This window comes from Streptomyces siamensis, from assembly GCF_039543605.1.
Classification (GTDB): Bacteria; Actinomycetota; Actinomycetes; order Streptomycetales; family Streptomycetaceae; genus Streptomyces; species Streptomyces siamensis.
In genome coordinates this window covers 1-688 of the sequence record NZ_BAABKB010000053.1, presented here as the reverse complement: position 1 = coordinate 688, position 688 = coordinate 1, and the positions used below count along the sequence as shown (strand labels likewise).

Sequence of the window (688 nt, the reverse complement as noted above, 5' to 3'; positions counted from 1 at the left end):
GGACTTCAAGTCCGATCAGGAAGTGCGCTGGTGCCCCGGCTGCGGTGACTACGCGATCCTGGCCGCCGTACAGGGCTTCATGCCCGAACTCGGCCTCGCCAAGGAGAACATCGTCTTCGTCTCCGGCATCGGCTGCTCCTCCCGCTTCCCGTACTACATGAACACGTACGGCATGCACTCCATCCACGGCCGCGCCCCCGCCATCGCCACCGGACTCGCCTCCTCCCGCCGCGACCTGTCCGTCTGGGTCGTCACCGGCGACGGCGACGCCCTCTCCATCGGCGGCAACCACCTCATCCACGCCCTGCGCCGCAACGTCAACCTCAAGATCCTGCTCTTCAACAACCGCATCTACGGCCTCACCAAAGGCCAGTACAGCCCCACCAGCGAAGTCGGCAAGATCACCAAATCCACCCCCATGGGCTCCCTCGACGCCCCCTTCAACCCCGTCTCCCTCGCCCTCGGAGCCGAAGCCTCCTTCGTCGCCCGCACCATCGACTCCGACCGCAAACACCTCACCGACGTCCTGCGCCAGGCCGCCGCCCACCCCGGCACCGCCCTCGTCGAGATCTACCAGAACTGCAACATCTTCAACGACGGCGCCTTCGACGCCCTCAAGGACCAGCAACAGGCCCAGGAAGCCGTCATCCGCCTCGAACACGGCCGGCCCATCCGCTTCGGCACCGAC

The 688-nt window shown here is 66.6% G+C and carries 1 protein-coding gene; it reads left to right on the top strand.

All coding sequences use genetic code 11. From position 1 onward, the window contains the following. The coding region (locus ABEB03_RS43650; RefSeq protein ID WP_345658669.1) for a 2-oxoacid:ferredoxin oxidoreductase subunit beta at nt 1-688 on the top strand (688 nt) is incomplete at both ends.